Here is a 15,347-nt window from a genome sequence, read left to right on the forward strand (position 1 = left end):
AAACATCGTGGTTCGTGCGAGCCTACGCCAAAGGTTGTCCCTCCCCGGGGGAGCCGCCGCGACCGCAACGGGTTAGAGGAACTCGAAAGGAGCACTCCATGAGAGATGACGTCAGCCGAACGCGGCAGCGCGAGATTGCCACCGAACATCTGCTGTTCAAGCTCATCGAATATGTCGAGTCGCGCGATCCCGGGCTGCTCGACTTCCTCGAGGCGAGCCTGCCGCACCTGGGCGACCCGGCGCAGGACGACAGCAAGGACGACGAGGGCGTGCGCGGGATCGCGCGCCGCATGATCGCCGGCGCGCGCGCGCAGGGCATGGGCTGAGCGCCGTGCCGCCCGCGCTGGCGGCAGGTTCGCCGGCCTATCGACGCCTCACGCTGGCGATGCTGTTCGCCGGCTTCGCCACGTTCTCGACGCTCTACGCGGTGCAACCGCTGCTGCCGCTGCTCGCCACACACTTCCGGCTGAGCGCGGAGGCGGCATCGCTCGCGGTGTCGCTGGCGACGGGACCGCTCGCGCTCGGCATCCTCGTCGCCGGCGCGGTTTCCGATCGGGTCGGGCGGCGCCCGCTCATGGTGGCGGCGATGATCACCGCGGCGCTGCTGACGGTGGCAGCGGCGGTGGTGCCCGGCTGGTCCGGGCTGCTCGCGCTGCGGCTGCTCGCCGGGTTCGCACTCGCGGGCGTGCCGGCGGTGGCGATGGCCTATGTCGCCGAGGAGGTCGACTCGGCCTCGATCGGCGCGGCGATGGGCCTCTATATCGCCGGCAGCGCGCTGGGCGGCATGGGCGGCCGGCTGGTCGCCAGCCTCGTCGCCGCGGTGGCGGACTGGCGCTGGGCGCTGGCGAGCGTCGGCCTGATCGGACTCGCGCTGGCCGAAGCGTTCCGCCGGCTCGCGCCGCCGTCGCGCCGGTTTGCGCCGCACGATGCCGGTTGGCTGGCGCTGCCGCGCGGCGCCGCCGCCCTGTTCCGTGATCCGGCCCTGCGCCTGCTCTATCTCGAAAGCTTCCTGCTGATGGGCGCCTTCGTGACCATCTACAATTACGCCGGCTTCCATCTGCTCGCGCCGCCGTACGGCCTCGGGCAGGCAACGATCGGCGCGATCTTCCTGCTCTACGTGCTCGGCTCGCTGAGCTCGCGGCTGTTCGGCGGTCTGGCCGGCCGACTGGGGCGGCGTCGAGTCTTCTGGGCCCCGGTCGTGCTGCTGATCGCGGGGGTGGCGCTCACCGCGGCGGCGCCTTTGTGGCTGGTGATCCTCGGCATCGCGGTGCTCACGATCGGCTTCTTCGGCGCCCACTCGATCGCGAGCGCCTGGGTCGGCCGGCGCGGCGGTGCCGCGCGAGGGCAGGCCGCCGCCTGGTATCTGTTTTTCTACTATCTCGGATCGAGCGTGCTCGGATCGGCGGGCGGCGTCGCCTGGACTCGCCACGGCTGGTCGGGAGTCGTCCTCTTCTGCGCCGCGCTCGGCGGACTGGCGCTGGTCGGTGCCCTGCTGCTGGTGCGGGTGCGACCGCTCCCGGCGGCGGAGGAACCGACCAATGTGCCGCCGCCCGCCTCGGCGTGACAACGCAACACTTCCGATCGCAGCGCCCCCCTCCCGGGTGACGCCGCTATAAAGCCTTCAGGTCAGCGTGGAGTGAGCGGTGCGGGTCGGCATCATCGGGGCAGGTCAGGTCGGCCAGGCGCTGGCGCGGCGCGCGATCGTGGCGGGGCATGAGGTGACGCTCGCCAACTCGCGCGCGCCCGAGACGATCTACGATCTCGCCGCGACGATCGGCTGCGCCGTCGCGCGCGTCGAGGACGTGCCCGCGCTGAGCGAGCTGGTGGTGCTCGCGATCCCCTTCACCGCGGTGTTCACGCTCGCGCCGGGGCTGCTGGCCGGGCGGATCGTCGCCGACGCCATTAATTACTACCCCGACCGCGACGGCCGGGTCGCCGCGCTCGACTCGCGCTCGACCACGACCAGCGAGATGGTGGCGCGCCACTTCCCCGGGGCGACTGTGGTGAAGGCGTTCAACGCCATCCTCGCGCGTGACCTGCGCGCGCCGCCGCTGCTGCCGGGCGGGGCACGCCGCGCATTGCCGATCGCGGGCGACGACGAGGGCGCCTGCGCGCAGGTCGCGGCCTTGCACGGCTCGCTCGGTTACGGCGCGGTCGACGCCGGGCCGCTGCGGGAAGGGTGGCGGTTCGAGCGCGCCAAGCCTGCCTATTGCGTGCCGCTCGACCGCGCCGGGCTGGTCGCCGCGCTTGATGCCGCTGAGCGCGACGTCGACCTCCCCGAAGGATCGTGGCGGTGACCGCGCCCTAGAAGATCCCCAGGAACTTCTTCCGCTTCGGTGCCGGCGCCTTGCTGGGCGTGCCGGTACCGACGTCGGTGCGCGGCTCGCCCTTCTCGTCGCGCTGCGCCGCCGCGGTCTTGCCCGCGAGGATCGGGCCGCATTGCGCCGCCTTGGCGTCACCAGGATCGACGAACGCCAGCAGCGCCGCGACGGGCGTCGCCACCACCGCCAGCCCGAGCCCGACGCCGGCGCGCGCCACCAGCTGCGGCGAGATCACGTTGAGCTGCGGCTGCGCGAAATAGCCGCCCAGCCCGACCGGCGATTGTCCCGAGAAGAGGCTGAACTTCTTCGAGTCGGCGCGGAAGGCGAGGTCCAGCGCCTCGGTCTTGAAGCTGAACCCGCCGCGGGCGAGGATCACGTTGTTCTTGGTGTCGATCAACACCGGGTCGGTCGCCGCGATACCGTCGCGCACAGTGAAGGCGACCAGGCCGCAATTGATCCGCACCGGCTCCTTGAGCTCCTGCTGGAACATCTTCTGGATAAAGGTGCCAAGGTCGATCTCGGCGAGCTCGACGTTGCGCGTCCATAACGTGCCCGCCGGCATCACGAAGGCGATCCGCCCGCGCGCGCTGGCGAGCGAGTCGTGGATCGTGTCGCCGCGCCCCGCCAGCTGGATGCGACCGCGGATCGTCCCCGACGTGCCCGATTCGGCGACGCCGTAGCCGGCGAGCAGGCGGCCCATCGGCGTCGGGGCGAGGCGGATGTCGTAGCGCACCGCGCTGGGCCGCTCGCGCGTGTCGAAGATCGCGTCGGCGGCGACGTTGCCGCGCGCCATCGCGAAGGTGAGCGGCGACAGCGCCAGCCGGCCGCGCTCGAGATCGAGCACCATGTCGATGTCGGAGATCGGCACGCGCCGCGAGCGCACCACGCCGACGTGCCACTTCAGGTCGGCGTCGAAGCGCTGCATCGTCGCCACCGGCAGCGCGGCGTCGGGCAGGATCCGCGCCGGCGCCGCACCGGTCGCGGCGGCGGCGGCGATGGCGCCCTTCTCCGCCACGATATCGGGATTGTAGCCGATGAACGGTGCGGCATCGACGATGTCGAGCCGGCGCGTCGTCAGCTCCGAGTCGAGATGGAGCCGCGCGGCGTTGGTGATCGTCAGCCGGCCGGCGACATCGCTGGCGCCGAACGTACCGCTCATCCGCGTGAAGCGATATTCGTTGCCGCTCTGCACCAGTTGCGCGCGGAGCCGGTAGGTGCGGGTGGTGGGGATCACCACGCCGATCACGTCGAGCAGGGTCGCCAGGTTGCGGCCGGTGGCGCGCACCGCCAGCGGCACGTTCTCGAACTCGGCCAGGCTCGGCAGCGTCCCGGCGACGTCAACCGTATTGCCCGCGGCGCGCGCGCGCGCGACCAACTCGTTGCGGCCGCGCGCCACCGTGGCGTCGGGCGAGAGCAGCCGCGCTGCCAGCGTGAAGGGCGTGTCGCGCAGCTGCCCGGTGCCACTGAGCCCGACCGCCTGGCCGATGCGCGCGTCGGTCGAGCGGATCGTGTCGAGGTTCAGGTCCGCGAGCAGCTTCATCCGCGGGTCGCGGTAGCGCACCTGCGTGCCCGTGACGGTGGCGCGATCGATCCGCGGCAGGTCGAGCGGCTTGCCCGCGCCCTTGTCCTCGCTGAACGTCCAGGTGTTGCGGGTGTGCGCGGGATCCCACTCGAGGTCGACCGCGCCGTTGGTGAGATCGAGCCAGTAGAGCCGCCGCTTGCCGAACAGCAGCGACAGCGGCGCGATCCGCGTATCGATCCGCTCCGCGGCGACGAGGTTCGGCCGCGTGGCCCAGCCAGGGTTCGCGATGGCGAGTCGTTCGGCGTAGAATTTGATCTGGAGCGGCGCGAAATAGAGCTGGAAGTCGCCCGCCACGGTCACCTGCCGGTGGGTCAGCTTGCCGACGACGCTCTCGAACGGTCGCTTGAGGAAACGACCCTTGGTGACGAAGAGCACCAGCCAGATCGCGGCGAGCAGTGCGACGAGCCCCAGCGCGACGTTGCGCACGATCCGCCAGCCGCGCCCGCGCGGGCGTGCGGCGCCTGACGGCCGGGGTGGCGGCGGTGGGCCACTCGCACCGGCCGACACCGCGACGGGAGCGGGCGCGACCGTGTCGGGCGGGATCGTTGCCATGGCGGTCCAATCGCGCGACTCGGCGGCGCGGTTCCCGCTGCCACGCGCAACCGTGCCAGATGCGTACGGTTGCTTTTCGTGGGGAGCGCGGCTAAGGCGCGCGCTTCTCCGAGCGATCGGCGGTGACGAACGGCCCGGCCATCCAGGGCTGCCGCGGCCGTTTCAGCCGAACGCTCCAGCAGAAAGGACGAAAATGCCCAAACTCAAGACCAAGAGTGGCGTGAAGAAGCGCTTCAAGCTGACCGCCAGCGGCCTGCTCAAGCACGGCGTCGCCGGCAAGCGCCACCGCCTCATCAGCCACAACGCCAAGTACATCCGCCAGAATCGCGGCACCAAGGTGCTGTCGAAGGCCGACACCGCCGCGGTGAAGGCCTGGGCACCGTACGGTCTCAGCTGAGCGACGAGGAGGAATAATCTATGGCACGCGTCAAGCGGGGCGTAACCACTCGCGCCAAGCACAAGAACATCCTGGAACAGGCGAAGGGCTATCGCGGCCGTCGCAAGAACACCATCCGCGTCGCGCGGCAGGCGGTCGAGAAGGCCGGCCAATATGCCTATCGCGACCGCAAGGTGAAGAAGCGGACCTTCCGCGGCCTGTGGATCCAGCGCATCAACGCCGGCGTCCGCGCCGAGGGCCTGACCTACAGCCAGTTCATGCACGGGCTGAAGCTCGCGGGCGTCGAGCTGGACCGGAAGGTGTTGGCCGACATCGCGATGAACGAGGGCGCCGCCTTCACCGCGATCATCGCCCAGGCGAAGGCCGCGCTGCCGCAGGCGGCGTGAGGCTTCCTCCGCGATGAGACGAGGGGCGCTGGTGGCGACACCGGCGCCCCTTCTCGTTGGCGGGTCGTGGTGGCGTGGTGCTTTAGCGCGGGCGACATCGGCTCTGGATCCCCGCCTGCGCGGTTCTGGATCCCCGCCTGCGCGGGGATGACGGAGAAGGGGAGCGGGCCGGGGACAAGCCCGTAGCGCCATCGCGAGCCAACTCGCCCCGATCGTCATCCCCGCGCTGGCGCGGATCCAGATATGATGCGGTCAGCGAGAGCATGGCCGACCGCGCGTCAACCGGGTCCGCCGACCACCGAACGTGACCGATGAACACTCCGTGCGTGTACATCAGGGCGAGCGGACAGCACGGCACGCTTTACATCGGTGTCACATCCCATCTCACCGCACGCGTGATTCAGCACCGCGAAGGATTGATCCCGGGTTTCACCAGCCGCTATCGCGTGACGCGGCTCGTCTGGTTCGAGACGGCGGACACCATGGAAGCGGCGATCCGGCGCGAGAAGCAGATGAAGAAGTGGAAACGTGACTGGACGCTACGGCTGATCGACGCGACCAACCCGCATTGGCCGGACCGCGCGATCGATCTTGGCCTGGTACCGGCGACGAACGGAAGAGAGCAATGACCGATACCGACGAGCTCCAGACCCACCTGCTCGCCGCAATCGCCGCGGCCGCGGGGCTCGACGCGCTGGAGGCGGTGCGGGTCGAGGCGCTCGGCAAGCAGGGGCGCGTCACCGCTTTGCTCAAGACGCTGGGCGCGTTGTCACCAGAGGAGCGCCAGGCGCGCGGCCCTGCGATCCACCAGCTGCGCGAGTCGATCACCGCCGCGATTGCCGCGCGCAAGGCACTGCTGGAGCAGGTCGCGCTCGACGCGCAGCTCGCCAGCGAGGCGCTCGACATGACGCTGCCGGTCGACCTGCCCGCGGGCGGCACGGTCCACCCGGTCAGCCAGGTAATGGACGAGCTGGCCGAGATCTTCGCCGACCTCGGCTTCGCGGTCGCCACCGGTCCCGAGATCGAGGACGACTGGCACAATTTCGGCGCGCTCAACATTCCGGACACGCACCCGGCGCGGGCGATGCAGGACACCTTCTACGTCGCGCAAGCGGAGGGCGCCGAGGCCGCGCCTTTGGTGCTGCGCACGCATACCTCGCCGGTGCAGATCCGCACCATGGTCGAGGTCGCGCGCCGCCAGAACGGTGCCGGCGCGCCGATCCGCATCATCGCGCCGGGCCGGGTCTATCGCTCCGACTGGGACGCAACGCACACGCCGATGTTCCACCAAGTCGAGGGGCTGGTGATCGACAAGGGCATCACGCTCGGCCATCTGAAGTGGACGCTGGAGACCTTCCTCAAGGCGTTCTTCGAGCGCGACGACGTCGTGCTGCGGCTGCGCCCGAGCTATTTCCCGTTCACCGAGCCTTCGGCCGAGGTCGACGTCGGCTTCTCGGTCGAGAAGGGCAAGCGCGTCATCGGCGGTAGCGAGGGGTGGATGGAGGTGCTCGGCAGCGGCATGGTCCACCCGCGCGTGATCGCCAATTGCGGGCTCGACCCCGAGGAGTGGCAGGGCTTCGCCTTCGGCTGCGGGATCGACCGGCTGGCGATGCTCAAATACGGCATCGACGACCTGCGCCCGATGTTCGAGGCCGACACGCGCTGGCTGCACCATTACGGCTTCGCCGCGCTCGACGTCCCGACCCTGTCGGGCGGCGTCGGCACCCCCGCCTGATCTCCCTTCAGCTTCGGACGAACCGATGAAATTCACGCTCTCCTGGCTCAAGGACCATCTCGACACGGGCGAGTCGCTCGATTCGATCGTCGCCGCACTCACCCGCGTCGGGCTCGAGGTGGAAGAGGTCGAGAACCCCGCCGCGCGGCTCGGCGGCTTCCGCGTCGCGCGCGTGCTCACCGCCGCGCCGCATCCGCAGGCGGACAAGCTCCAGGTGCTCACGGTCGAGGCCGGCCCCGAGGTCAACGGCGGCGCGCCGCTCCAGGTGGTGTGCGGCGCGCCCAACGCGCGCGCCGGGCTGGTCGGCGTGTTCGGCACCGCGGGCGCGACCGTCCCCGCCAACGGCATGGTGCTGCGCGTCGCCGCGATCCGCGGGGTCGAGTCGAACGGCATGATGTGCTCGTCGCGCGAGCTCGAGCTGGGCGACGACCATGACGGCATCATCGAGCTGGCCCCGGATGCGCCGGTCGGCGCCGCCTTCGCCGACTATGCCAGGCTCGACGACGCGGTGATCGACGTGTCGATCACGCCCAACCGCCCCGACTGCATGGGCGTGCGCGGCATCGCGCGCGACCTCGCCGCGGCGGGACTCGGCACGCTCGTGCCGCTGACCGTGCCGGACGTGCCGGGCGAGGGCCCCGGCCCCGAGGTGCGGATCGAGGATGCCGCGGGCTGCCCCGCTTTCTACGCGCAGGCGGTCACCGGTCTCGCCAACGGCGACTCGCCCGACTGGATGCGGCGCCGGCTGCGCGCGATCGGGCAGAAGCCGATCTCGACGCTGGTCGACATCACCAACTATCTCACCGTGGACCTCGGCCGCCCGCTGCACGTCTACGACCGCGCCCGCCTCTCCGGCGGCCTCGTCGCGCGCCAGGCCCGCGACGGCGAGAGCGTGGTGGCGCTCAACGGCCGCACCTACGCGCTCGCCGCGGGCATGACCGTGATCGCCGACGACGTCGCGGTGCACGATATCGGCGGCATCATGGGCGGCGCGCACTCGGGCGTGTCCGCGACCACCACCGACGTCATCATCGAGTGCGCCTATTTCGCGCCCGACGCGATCGCGCGCACCGGCCAGACGCTGGCGCTGACCAGCGACGCACGCCAGCGCTTCGAGCGCGGCGTCGATCCGGCATTTCTCGACGACGGGCTCGCGATCGCCACCTTCCTCGTCCGGGAATATTGCGGCGGCACGGTGAGCGATGTCACGCGCGCGGGCACGCCGCCGGTGACGATGCCGAGCTACGCCTATGACCCGGCGCGCGCCGCGACGCTCGGGGGCTTCGACGTGCCGGCCGAGCGCCAGCGCGCGGTCCTCGAGTCGCTCGGCTTCACCGTCTCGCCCGAGTGGCAGGTCACCCCGCCGACCTGGCGCCCCGACGTCGACGGCACCGCCGACCTCGTCGAGGAGGTGATCCGGATCGAGGGGCTCGACCGCGTCGAGTCGGTCGCGCTGCCGCGCCTGTCCGGTGTCGCGCGCCCCACCGCCACCGCCGAGCAGAAGGTCGAGCGCCGCGTCCGCCGCGCCGCGGCGGCGCGCGGGCTCGACGAGGCGGTGACGTGGAGCTTCGTCGCGGAGCGCCACGCCGCGGTGTTCGGCGGGGGCGACTGGACGCTCGCCAACCCGATCAGCGAGGAGCTCAAGGTGATGCGGCCGTCGCTGCTCCCCGGACTGCTCGCCGCGGCCGAGCGCAACCTGCGCCAGGGCAGCGACAATGTGCGGCTGTTCGAGCTGGGCCGGCGCTACCTGGCGAAGGACGGCGCCCCGCTTGAGCGCGCCACGCTCGGCATCGTGCTGGCGGGCGACCGCCGCCCGCGCGGCTGGCGCGAGGGCAAGGCCGCCGGCTTCGACGCCTATGACGCCAAGGCCGAGGCGCTCGCGCTGCTCGCCGCCGCCGGCGCGCCGGTCGACAACCTGCAGGTGATGGGCGAGGCGGGCGACGCCTTCCATCCCGGTCGCTCGGGGACGCTGCGGCTCGGCCCCAAGACGGTGCTGGCGGCGTTCGGCGCGGTCCACCCCGCGGTGCTGCGCGCCTTCGACCTGTCCGGCCCGGTCGCCGCGGTCGAGCTGTACCTCGACTCGCTGCCGGCGAAGCGCGGCACCGGCTTCATGCGCCCGGCCTATGCGCCGCCCGCGCTCCAACCGGTGCGGCGCGACTTCGCCTTCCTCGCGCCCGCCGCGCTCGCCGCCGAGGCGCTGGCGCGCGCCGCCAAGGGCGCCGACAAGGCCGCGATCGTGCGCGCGCGCGTGTTCGACGTGTTCACCGGCACGGGCGTGCCCGAGGGGCAGAAGTCGGTCGCGCTGGAGGTGATGCTCCAGCCGGGCGAGAAGAGTTTCACCGACGCCGAGCTCAAGGCGATCGCCGACAAGGTGGTCGCCGCGGCGGGCAAATTGGGAGCGAGCTTACGTGGCTGAGTGGATCCGACTGTCGAACGGGGTGCTGGGCGCGGCGATCGACCCGCGCGGCGCGCAGCTTTCGTCGCTAACCGACGCCGACGGGCGCGAGCTGATGACCGACGCCGACCCGCGCTTCTGGACCGGCCGCGCGCCGATTCTCTTCCCGGTGGTGGGTGCGCCCTCGGGCGAGACGATTCGCGTCGACGGCGTCGACTATCCGATGCGCAAACACGGCTTCGCGCGCGGCAGCGACTTCGCGGTGATCGAGGCGACACCCACCCGCGCGGTGTTCGCGCTGACCGACGACGCCGCGACGCGCGCGCACTATCCGTTCGCGTTCCGGCTGGAGCTGGCTTTCGCGCTCAAGGAAGCGACGCTGGCGATCGAGGCGACCGTCTCCAACCCCGCGGACGTGCCGCTCCCGGCAAGCTTCGGCTTCCACCCCGCCTTCGCCTGGCCGCTGCCCTATGGTCAGGCGCGCGGCGATCACCGCATCGTCTTCGCCGCGGACGAGCCGGCGCAGCTGCGCAGCATCGCCGCCGACGGCACGATCGCAGCGGCGACGGTGCCCTCCCCGCTCGACGGGCGCGTGCTGCGGCTCGACGACGCGCTGTTCGCGCATGACGCGCTGGTGTGGGACGCGGTACGCTCGCAGTCGGTGCGCTACGGCGCGGATGCCGGCCCGCAGCTGGAGATTGCCTTCGCGGATACGCCGATGCTGGGGATCTGGACGAAGCCGGGCGCGACCTTCGTGTGCGTCGAGCCGTGGCACGGCATCGCCGATCCCGAGGGCTACACCGGCGAGTATCGCGACAAGCCGGGCGTGTTCGCGGTGGCGCCCGGGGGCGAGAAACGCATCACAATGAGCGTGACGTTAGTGGGGTGAGAGGGGGCGCCGTCCCCAGTCTACTCGCGTCATCCTGAACTTGGCTCAGGATCCACGTAACCGCGCTCTCAGCAGCGGCGGCGCCTGTGGTGCGGCGGATCCTGAAACGAGTTCAGGATGACGCCAGCGGGAGAGGCAGTAAAATCGCTGCCGCCGGCGCCACGTCACCGCGTGCCTAACCCAAGCCGGTCGGCGCTCGGGCGTACGCCGGAGCCCAGCGCCACGCAACGTTCGCCACCCCAGGGCTCCCGCCTGCGCTGGAGCACGAGGATGACGACAGAAAGCCTCAGCCGTCGTAGTCGGCGCCGAGATTCTGGTTGCGCGGCGGCGCGACCGCGGTGAGGCGCAGCGCCTCGGCCGAGGCGGCGAGGCTGCCGATCGCGTCGGCCTCCTCCTCGTCGTCGATCTGGACGCGCTGCAGGCTCTGCACCACCGACTCGTGGAGCTCGTCGGGCTTGACCGTCTCCTCGGCGATCTCGCGCAGCGCGACCACCGGGTTCTTATCGCGATCGCGGTCGATCGTCAGCTCGGCGCCGCCCGACACCTGCCGCGCGCGCTGGGCGGCGAGCAGGACGAGATCGAAGCGGTTCGGGATCTTGTCGACGCAATCCTCGACGGTGACGCGCGCCATCGCGTATCCTCTTGTCGTAAACTTCAGGGAAGAGTGCGCCTCTAGTCGAGCATCGGCCAGCCGTCAAGGAAGCCGCGCCCAGCGCTGCGGCAGCGGCGCGCTTGCCCGCCGCGGCGCGACCCGCCATCTGATAGCGATGGATGACGCTCCCGCCCAGCCGACGTTCACCGTGGACGGCAACCGCCTGACGCTGCTCGATACCGGCCCGCGCCGGTTGGAAGCGCTGATCGCGCTGATCGACGGCGCGCGCCGCTCGCTGCGCGTCCTCTATTATATCTACGCCGACGATGACTCGGGCCGCCGCGTCAAGGCCGCGCTCGCGGCCGCGGCGCGGCGCGGGGTGCGCGTGGCCCTGGTGGTCGACGGCTTCGGCAGCGAGGGCGCGGACCCCGAGTTCTTCACGCCGCTGGAGCGCGCAGGCGTGTCGGTGTGTCGCTTCTCGCCGCGGCTGGGGCGACGCTACCTGCTGCGCAACCACCAGAAGCTCGCGCTCGCCGACGCGGAGACCGAAGGTGCGCGGATCATCATCGGCGGCTTCAACATCGAGGACGATTATTTCGGCACGCCGCGCGAGCAGGCGTGGCGCGACCTCGGCCTGCTCGTCGACGGTCCCGCCGCGGCGCGGATGGCGGGTTATTTCGACGCGCTGGAACAGGGCATCCACGGCCGCAGCCGGGTACGCCGGCTCAACCGCGCGCTGGCGCGGTGGAGCGAGAGCGAGGGCAGGCTGCGCTGGCTGATCGGGGGGCCGACCCGCCAACTGTCGCCCTGGGCACGCGCGATCCGCGACGACATGCGGCGCGCCACGCGCATCGACGTCATCGCGGGCTATTTCACGCCGAGCCCGACGCTGCTGCGCGCGCTCGATCGCGCTGGTCGCCGCGCCGCGGCGGTGCGTGTGATCACCGCGTCCAAATCGGACAACAACGTCACGATCGCGGCGGCGCGCTTCACCTATGCGGGCCTGCTGCGCCGCGGCGTACGCGTGTTCGAATATGCCGCCACCAAGCTGCACACGAAATTGTATGTGGTCGACAACGCCACCTGGATCGGCAGCGCCAACCTCGACATGCGCAGCCTTTTCATCAACCTCGAGCTGATGCTGCGGGTCGACGATCCCGCCTTCGCCGCGCACGCGCGCGCCTATGTCGAGGGCGAGATCGCGCAATCGAACGAGGTGACGCCCGAGGGCTATCGCGCCGCGACAGGCTGGTGGCAGCGCGGCAAGCAGCTGGTCGCCTATGCGCTCACCGCGGTGGCGGACCCCGCCATCTCGCGCGGGCTCAACTGGGGGATAGACGAGGGCTAGGGATCGTACCGCGCAGCGTGGATCATGCTCCGGCGGACGCCGGAGCCCAAGCTCGCGGGCATCACGCTCTCCGCCCTAGGCCCGCGTGCGCGGGGGCACATCGTCGGCGCTAGTCCGCTATGCCGCGCGGCGCGGCACCTCGCCCTTGAGGAAGCCGACGAAGCGCTCGGTCGCGCCGTCCAGCGCGCGCGCGCTGGCGGCGAGCTCGCCGGCGCTGCCGCGCACCGTCTGCGACAGCGAGGCGGTGGTGCGCACCGCGGCGGCGACCTCGTCGATGCGGCGCTCGATCAGCTCGGCACCGCTCGCCGTACGAGACGCGCCCGCCTCGATCCCGGCAGCGAGCTGGCGCTGATCCGACACCGAGGCGGCGATCCCGCCGGCGGCGCTGGAGACCTGCGCCACCGCCGAGTCGGCGCGCGTCAGCGCCGCGGCAGCGTCACCGACGCCGGCGAAGATCGCGCCGAGCAAGGCGCTGATCCGATCGCTGGCGCGCGTCGAATCGGCCGCGAGCGAGCGCACCTCGCCCGCGACCACGGCGAAGCCGCGCCCCGCCTCGCCCGCGCGTGCCGCCTCGATCGTCGCGTTGAGCGCGAGCAGGTTGGTCTTCTCGGCGATGTCCCGGATATCGCCGACCAACTGGCCGATGCGCTGGCCATGCTCCTCGAGCTCGCCGATGCGGCCGACACCGCTGCCCGCCGCTGCCTGCGCCACCGCGGTGAGCGCGCTCTGCTGGTCGGCCGAGTCGGCGATGGCGCGGATCGAGCCGCCGAGATTGCGGATCGAGTCGGCGACGTGCCGGATCTGCGCGGTCGCCTCGACCGCCTCGCTCGCCACCGCCGCGGCCTGCACGCCGGCACCCGCGGCGAGATCGTCGAGCGCGATCGATGAGCGCTCGAGCTGGTCCGCGGCAGCGCCGATCGCGCGCACCACCTGCGCCACCGAGCCCTCGAACGCCTCGGCGACGGTGAGCAGCTCGTCGCGGCGCCGCGCGGACGCGTCCTGCTCGACGCCGCGCAAGCGTGCGCGCTCGGCGGCCGCGGCGTCCTCGGCGGTGCGCGCCTGGCGCAACGCCTCGGTGGCGACGGCGCGCGCCTGCTCGGCGGCGGTTCGCGCCTCATCCGCCTCGGCGACCAGCGCGCGGCTGCGCTCGAGCGAGAGCCGCTGGCGTTCGAGCAGCCGCTCGAGCGCGCCCGTCACCAGCCATAGCACGCCCGCCTGCATCACCACCGCCAGCGCGTGAACCAGCACGCGGCCGAGCCGCCCCTCGCCCGCGAACACCCAGGCCGGCGCGAACCATTCGAGCAGCAGATGGTGAAGCGCGATCAGCCCCGCGGCGAAGACGATCGGCCGCCAGTCGCACAGCACCACCAGAGCGGCGAGTGCAACGAAGAAGAACATATGCCCGTCCATCTGCCAGGGATGGCCCTCGAGCACATACACAAGCAGCGCGGGCGCGGTGGCGGCAAGCGTGCCGGCAATGGTGCGCGCCTGCGCGTCGGTGCGGCCCTTGATGGCGAGCCACGTCGGCGCCGCGGTGAGCGCGAGCCCCGCGCCGAGCACGATCGGATCGATCGCGCCGGTGAGCGCCAGCTGGATCACCGCCACCGCAGCCAGCGCGAGCCAGCCGAGCGCGGCGATCAGCCGCATGCCGAGAAGGCGCATCTGCTCGAGCGTCAGCGTGTCGAGCGCGCGCCAGCCGATCACGGTCATGCCGTCACTCCGATATCATCGCCGCAGAGCGGCGAGGGTGCGGCGAGCAGCAGCGCGTCGCCGAGGCGCAGCCGCGCGGTGATCCGGTCGCGCGTGCCGCGCACCACCAGGCTTCGTCCCGGACCGCGCCCGACCAGCCGCGCGTCGGCGGCGAGCGCGGCCGAAGCAAGTACGCCCGGGGCGGCGGCGAGCGGCACGATCAGCAGCGTTCCCTCGGCCGGCGGTCGCAGGGCCAGCACCAGCAGCATGGCCGCGAAGAGCGTGGCGTGAAGCAGAAGCGGGAGCGGAAGACGGCGCGCCATGCAGACCGTCTAGCCGACTTTAGTTAACGCGCCCCTTATCTCACCTAGGTTAGCGTCGCGTCCGAGCCGCTGCGTGTCTTCCGGTCGGCGCCCCGCGATTGTCCTTGAGCAACGCGGGCACTCCCTTCACGTCACCTGGAACCCCGCCCAGAACGCGTCGGCGCGGTCGATCCAGATCGTGTTGAAGCCGGTCGCCACGGCCGATCCCTCGATCGAGGGGACGATCGCGGGCACGTCGCCGAGGGTCGTCGCGGCCTCGACCCGCCCGATGAAGCGGCTGCCGATATAGCTTTCGTGGACGAAGCGGTCGCCGACGCGAAGATCGCCGCGGTCGGCGAGATGCGCGAGCCGCGCCGAGGTGCCGGTGCCGCAGGGTGAGCGATCGATCGCCTTGTCGCCGTAGAACACCGCGTTGCGCCCATCGGCGTCGTTGCCGCGCGGGCGGTCGGCCCAGAGCACGTGGCTGACCCCCCGGATCGTCGGGTCGAGCGGGTGCACCGGCTCGACCTTCTCGCGTACCGCCGCGCGTACCAGTCGCGATGCCGCGATCAGTCGGTCCGCGCCCATCTGGTCGAGCCCCGCATATGCCCCCTGCGGCTCGACGATCGCATAATAATTGCCGCCGTAGGACACGTCGACGCGGAGCCGCCCGAGCTCGGCCACCTCCACCTCCACTCCCCGCGCCGCGACATAGCTCGGCACGTTGGTGATCCGCACCGACGTCACCTTCTCGCCCGCGACCGCGTAAGCGATGTCGATCACGCCGGCGGGCACCTCCACCCTGAGTCGCCCCGGCGTCACCGGCTGGATCAGCCCGTGCTCCAGCCCGAAGGTGATGATCCCGATCGTGCCGTGGCCGCACATCGGCAGGCAGCCGCTCGTCTCGATGAACAGGATGCCGATGTCGGCGTCGGCGGTGGTGGGTGGGTAGAGAAAGCCGCCCGACATCATGTCGTGCCCGCGCGGCTCGAAGCAGAGCCCGGTGCGGATCCAGTCGTAGCGGGCGAGGAAATCCTGCCGGCGCTCGGACATGGAGGCGCCGCGCAGCAGCGGCGCTCCCCCGGCGACCAGCCGCACCGGGTTGCCCGCGGTATGGCCGTCGACGCAGAAGAAGGTGTGGCGCATGCAGCGCAGGCTA

At 71.6% G+C, this 15,347-nt stretch carries 15 protein-coding genes; 10 read left to right on the forward strand and 5 right to left on the reverse strand.

Annotation, left to right across the window (positions count from 1 at the left end; genetic code table 11):
• Positions 1-98: 98 nt before the first annotated feature.
• The 3 genes from QBJ89_RS05175 to QBJ89_RS05185 all read left to right on the forward strand — a co-directional run bounded on the left by QBJ89_RS05175 (position 99) and on the right by QBJ89_RS05185 (position 2,297).
• On the forward strand, positions 99-326 hold the full coding sequence (locus QBJ89_RS05175) for a hypothetical protein (protein ID WP_277979473.1): 228 nt from the start codon (positions 99-101) through the stop codon (positions 324-326).
• 5 nt (positions 327-331) lie between these two features.
• Entirely contained in the window at positions 332-1,564 is a 1,233-nt protein-coding gene (locus QBJ89_RS05180; protein ID WP_277979474.1) for an MFS transporter, read from the forward strand.
• A gap of 79 nt (positions 1,565-1,643) precedes the next feature.
• On the forward strand, positions 1,644-2,297 hold the full coding sequence (locus QBJ89_RS05185) for an NADPH-dependent F420 reductase (protein WP_277979475.1): 654 nt from the start codon (positions 1,644-1,646) through the stop codon (positions 2,295-2,297).
• A 7-nt stretch (positions 2,298-2,304) separates the two neighbouring features.
• Here QBJ89_RS05185 and QBJ89_RS05190 read toward each other — a convergent pair whose 3' ends face one another.
• Positions 2,305-4,455 (reverse strand): AsmA family protein, encoded by a 2,151-nt coding sequence (locus QBJ89_RS05190; RefSeq protein WP_277979476.1) that lies wholly within the window; start codon positions 4,453-4,455, stop codon positions 2,305-2,307.
• A 193-nt stretch (positions 4,456-4,648) separates the two neighbouring features.
• On the opposite strand from QBJ89_RS05190, the gene rpmI reads away from it, so the two are divergent.
• The 6 genes from rpmI to QBJ89_RS05220 all read left to right on the forward strand — a co-directional run bounded on the left by rpmI (position 4,649) and on the right by QBJ89_RS05220 (position 10,257).
• The gene (gene rpmI / locus QBJ89_RS05195) at positions 4,649-4,852 is read left to right on the forward strand and encodes a 50S ribosomal protein L35 (protein WP_223011588.1); all 204 of its coding nucleotides are present in this window, start codon (positions 4,649-4,651) and stop codon (positions 4,850-4,852) included.
• Positions 4,853-4,872: 20 nt separating this feature from the next.
• Complete coding sequence (gene rplT, locus QBJ89_RS05200) at positions 4,873-5,238, forward strand: 50S ribosomal protein L20 (RefSeq protein ID WP_183922336.1); 366 nt, start codon at positions 4,873-4,875, stop codon at positions 5,236-5,238.
• A gap of 311 nt (positions 5,239-5,549) precedes the next feature.
• Positions 5,550-5,867, forward strand: a complete 318-nt coding sequence (locus tag QBJ89_RS05205; protein WP_277979477.1) for a GIY-YIG nuclease family protein — start codon at positions 5,550-5,552, stop codon at positions 5,865-5,867.
• Complete coding sequence (pheS, locus tag QBJ89_RS05210; RefSeq protein ID WP_277979478.1) at positions 5,864-6,973, forward strand: phenylalanine--tRNA ligase subunit alpha; 1,110 nt, start codon at positions 5,864-5,866, stop codon at positions 6,971-6,973. Before QBJ89_RS05205 ends, pheS begins: the two co-directional genes overlap by 4 nt.
• Positions 6,974-6,998: 25 nt before the next feature.
• On the forward strand, positions 6,999-9,389 hold the full coding sequence (pheT, locus tag QBJ89_RS05215; protein ID WP_277979479.1) for a phenylalanine--tRNA ligase subunit beta: 2,391 nt from the start codon (positions 6,999-7,001) through the stop codon (positions 9,387-9,389).
• Entirely contained in the window at positions 9,382-10,257 is an 876-nt protein-coding gene (locus QBJ89_RS05220; protein ID WP_277979480.1) for an aldose 1-epimerase family protein, read from the forward strand. The genes pheT and QBJ89_RS05220 overlap by 8 nt, the downstream gene beginning before the upstream one ends.
• Positions 10,258-10,543: 286 nt before the next feature.
• On the opposite strand, the gene rpoZ is transcribed toward QBJ89_RS05220, so the two are convergent.
• A complete protein-coding gene (gene rpoZ, locus QBJ89_RS05225; RefSeq protein WP_183922344.1) occupies positions 10,544-10,888 on the reverse strand; it encodes a DNA-directed RNA polymerase subunit omega in 345 nt (114 codons plus the stop codon).
• A gap of 136 nt (positions 10,889-11,024) precedes the next feature.
• On the opposite strand from rpoZ, the gene QBJ89_RS05230 reads away from it, so the two are divergent.
• On the forward strand, positions 11,025-12,197 hold the full coding sequence (locus QBJ89_RS05230; RefSeq protein WP_277979481.1) for a phospholipase D-like domain-containing protein: 1,173 nt from the start codon (positions 11,025-11,027) through the stop codon (positions 12,195-12,197).
• A 117-nt stretch (positions 12,198-12,314) separates the two neighbouring features.
• Here the strand turns inward: QBJ89_RS05230 and QBJ89_RS05235 are convergent, their stop codons facing one another.
• From QBJ89_RS05235 to QBJ89_RS05245, 3 genes are all read right to left on the reverse strand, one after another.
• Complete coding sequence (locus QBJ89_RS05235; protein WP_277979482.1) at positions 12,315-13,907, reverse strand: methyl-accepting chemotaxis protein; 1,593 nt, start codon at positions 13,905-13,907, stop codon at positions 12,315-12,317.
• Complete coding sequence (locus QBJ89_RS05240; RefSeq protein ID WP_277979483.1) at positions 13,904-14,209, reverse strand: hypothetical protein; 306 nt, start codon at positions 14,207-14,209, stop codon at positions 13,904-13,906. The genes QBJ89_RS05235 and QBJ89_RS05240 overlap by 4 nt, the downstream gene beginning before the upstream one ends.
• A gap of 126 nt (positions 14,210-14,335) precedes the next feature.
• Entirely contained in the window at positions 14,336-15,334 is a 999-nt protein-coding gene (locus QBJ89_RS05245; protein WP_277979484.1) for a 4-hydroxyproline epimerase, read from the reverse strand.
• Positions 15,335-15,347: the final 13 nt, after the last annotated feature.

Origin of the sequence: Sphingomonas phyllosphaerae (genome assembly GCF_029623345.1) — a bacterium.
Lineage (GTDB): Bacteria > Pseudomonadota > Alphaproteobacteria > Sphingomonadales > Sphingomonadaceae > Sphingomonas > Sphingomonas phyllosphaerae_C.

Coding starts and splice junctions, on each gene's coding strand:
- QBJ89_RS05245 (WP_277979484.1), bottom strand. CDS start 15,334: ATGCGCCACACCTTCTTCTGCGTCGACGGCCATACCGCGGGCAACCCG.
- rpmI (WP_223011588.1), top strand. CDS start 4,649: ATGCCCAAACTCAAGACCAAGAGTGGCGTGAAGAAGCGCTTCAAGCTG.
- QBJ89_RS05240 (WP_277979483.1), bottom strand. CDS start 14,209: ATGGCGCGCCGTCTTCCGCTCCCGCTTCTGCTTCACGCCACGCTCTTC.
- rpoZ (WP_183922344.1), bottom strand. CDS start 10,888: ATGGCGCGCGTCACCGTCGAGGATTGCGTCGACAAGATCCCGAACCGC.
- QBJ89_RS05205 (WP_277979477.1), top strand. CDS start 5,550: ATGAACACTCCGTGCGTGTACATCAGGGCGAGCGGACAGCACGGCACG.
- QBJ89_RS05190 (WP_277979476.1), bottom strand. CDS start 4,455: ATGGCAACGATCCCGCCCGACACGGTCGCGCCCGCTCCCGTCGCGGTG.
- QBJ89_RS05235 (WP_277979482.1), bottom strand. CDS start 13,907: ATGACCGTGATCGGCTGGCGCGCGCTCGACACGCTGACGCTCGAGCAG.
- rplT (WP_183922336.1), top strand. CDS start 4,873: ATGGCACGCGTCAAGCGGGGCGTAACCACTCGCGCCAAGCACAAGAAC.
- pheS (WP_277979478.1), top strand. CDS start 5,864: ATGACCGATACCGACGAGCTCCAGACCCACCTGCTCGCCGCAATCGCC.
- QBJ89_RS05175 (WP_277979473.1), top strand. CDS start 99: ATGAGAGATGACGTCAGCCGAACGCGGCAGCGCGAGATTGCCACCGAA.
- QBJ89_RS05230 (WP_277979481.1), top strand. CDS start 11,025: ATGGATGACGCTCCCGCCCAGCCGACGTTCACCGTGGACGGCAACCGC.
- pheT (WP_277979479.1), top strand. CDS start 6,999: ATGAAATTCACGCTCTCCTGGCTCAAGGACCATCTCGACACGGGCGAG.